Source organism: Stenoxybacter acetivorans DSM 19021 (assembly GCF_000745895.1).
In the GTDB taxonomy this organism is placed as follows: Bacteria; Pseudomonadota; Gammaproteobacteria; order Burkholderiales; family Neisseriaceae; genus Stenoxybacter; species Stenoxybacter acetivorans.
The window spans coordinates 1-2,437 of the sequence record NZ_JQKE01000120.1 but is presented as its reverse complement, the minus strand read 5'-3'; the positions used below and the strand labels follow the sequence as shown (position 1 = coordinate 2,437).

Sequence of the window (2,437 nt, the reverse complement as noted above, 5' to 3'; positions counted from 1 at the left end):
AATCATTGATAATAAATTCATTTGCACCTTCGTCGCCGCTAATGGAAACGTTCGGTTGTTCCAACAACGATTTCAGATAAATAGGCGGATGACCCAAATTCGGATTGTCCGCTTCAAAAATCAAGGCATCGGCATTGTCTGCCAGAGTAAAATAGTTTTGTAAAATCAGCTGATGATTGCTGTCTGCTGAACCATCTTCTTGTTTCAGCGACAGGATTAAATCATCGCCTTGGCGCGCCAATACATAATCCGATAAATTACTGTCCATCAGATACAAACAATCACCCGCTTCAAAATCGGTAATGGTTTGTGTGCCCGCGCCGCTGCGGAACACTTGAAATACATCGCCGTCTGCACCGCCGGTATAAACACTGTTGCCGCCGCCGCGAACGATTAAGGTATCGCTGCCTGCACCGCCGTCTAAAACATTATTCCCTTCACCGCCGTCAAGATAGTCATCACCATTGCCGCCGTTTAAAACATTATTCCCTTCGCCGCCGTCAAGATAATCATCATCATTGCCGCCGTTTAAAACATCATTGCCGCCGTCGCCGTATAAAATATCATTACCATTGCCGCCATTTAAAATATCATCGCCGTCACCGCCGTTCAGATAATCATCGCCATCGTCGCCGTCCAGATAATCATCACCGTCGCCGCCGTTCAGATAATCATCACCGCTGCCGCCGTGTAATTCATCATTGCCCGCCTCGCCGTATAAAATATCATCGCCTTCATCGCCGTTCAGAACATCATCGCCATCGCCACCGTTTAAGACATCATTGCCGCCTTTGCCATTGAGAACATCATTACCGCTGCCGCCGGTTAAGACATCATCATCGTCTGTGCCATCGTTTCCCGGTCCCGATGTCTCGGACTGCTGAACAGCCAAAGTCCATGTTTGGGAAACCGCCGCGCCGTGCGGGTCTTTTGCAGTAATGATAATGTTGTAATTGCCAATGGCTCCTGCGGGGGCAGTGCCGCTGAAGGTACGGCTGCTTGCGTCAAAGTGCAGCCATTCGGGCAGGGCTTCGCCGTTTTCCAAGGTTACGGTTAAGTTAAGCAGGTCGCCGTCTTCATCGATAAACGCGTTTTCAGGCAGCCTGAATGTCCATGCGCTGTTTTCGGTAAGGGTTTGTGCATCAATCAGGGTACCGACTGTGGGAGCGTGGTTACTTGATTGAATGTTCAAAACAAACGTTTGCCCCGCTTGTTCTCCGCTCGGATCAACAGCCAATACTTCGATGCTCAGGTTGCCGGCACTGCCTTTGGGTGGTGTGCCGCTGAAGGTTTTGGTGGCTTCGTCAAAGTGCAGCCACTCGGGTATGGTGCCGATGCGGTAAGTCAGGGCATCGCCGTCGGGGTCGGTAAAGGCGTTTTCAGGCAGCCTGAATGTCCATTCGCTGTTTTCGGTAAGGGTTTGTGCATCAATCGGAGTACCAATTACCGGGACGTGGTTACCTGATTGAATGTTCAAAACAAACGTTTGCGCCGCCTGTTCGCCGCTTGGATCAATTGCCAATACTTCGATGTTCAGGTTGCCGACGCTGCCTTTGGGCGGCGTGCCAACCAAGGTGTTTGTGGCTTCGTCAAAGCGCAGCCACTCGGGTATGTTGTTGATGCGGTAAGTTAAGGCATCGCCGTCCGGGTCGGTAAAGGCAGTTTCAGGCAGCCTGAATGTCCATGCACTGTTTTCGGTAAGGGTTTGCGCATCAATCAGAGTGCCGACTACGGGAGCGTGGTTGCTTGGTTGAATGTTCAAAACAAACGTTTGTGCCGCTTGCTCGCCGCTCGGATCAATTGCCAATACTTCGATGCTCAGACTGCCGACACTGCCTTTGGGTGGTGTGCCAACCAAAGTTTTGGTGGCTTCGTCAAAGTGCAGCCAATCGGGTATGTTGTTGATGCGGTAAGTCAGGGCATCGCCGTCGGGGTCGGTGAAGGCGGTTTCAGGCAGCCTGAATGTCCATGCGCTGTTTTCGGTAAGCGTTTGTGCATCAATCAGCGTGCCGACTACGGGGGCTTGGTTGTGGTTGCTTGGTTGAATGTTCAAAACAAACGTTTGTGCCGCTTGTTCACCGCTCGGATCAATTGCCAATACTTCGATGCTCAGACTGCCGACGCTGCCTTTGGGTGGTGTGCCAACCAAAGTTTTGGTGGCTTCGTCAAAGTGCAGCCAATCGGGTATGGTGCCGATGCGATAAGTCAGGGCATCACCATCGGGATCGGTAAAGGCATTTTCAGGCAGCCTGAATGTCCATTCGCTGTTTTCGGTAAGCGTTTGTGTGCCGATCACTTCGCCGACTGTGGGCGCGTGGTTGGGTTCGGTGAGTTCAGGCAGCGCTAAACCGAAAGCGTTGCTTGTGCTGAAAAAGCGGATAATGTCCACGCTTAATCCACGGTATTGCTGATGCACAATATGCAAGTCATTGTCTTG

General features: G+C 51.4%; 1 protein-coding gene. It reads right to left on the bottom strand.

Annotated elements, in window-relative coordinates; translation table 11 throughout:
- Positions 1 to 2,437: putative Ig domain-containing protein (locus Q384_RS12755; protein WP_211251108.1), on the bottom strand; the 2,437-nt coding region annotated here is incomplete at both ends.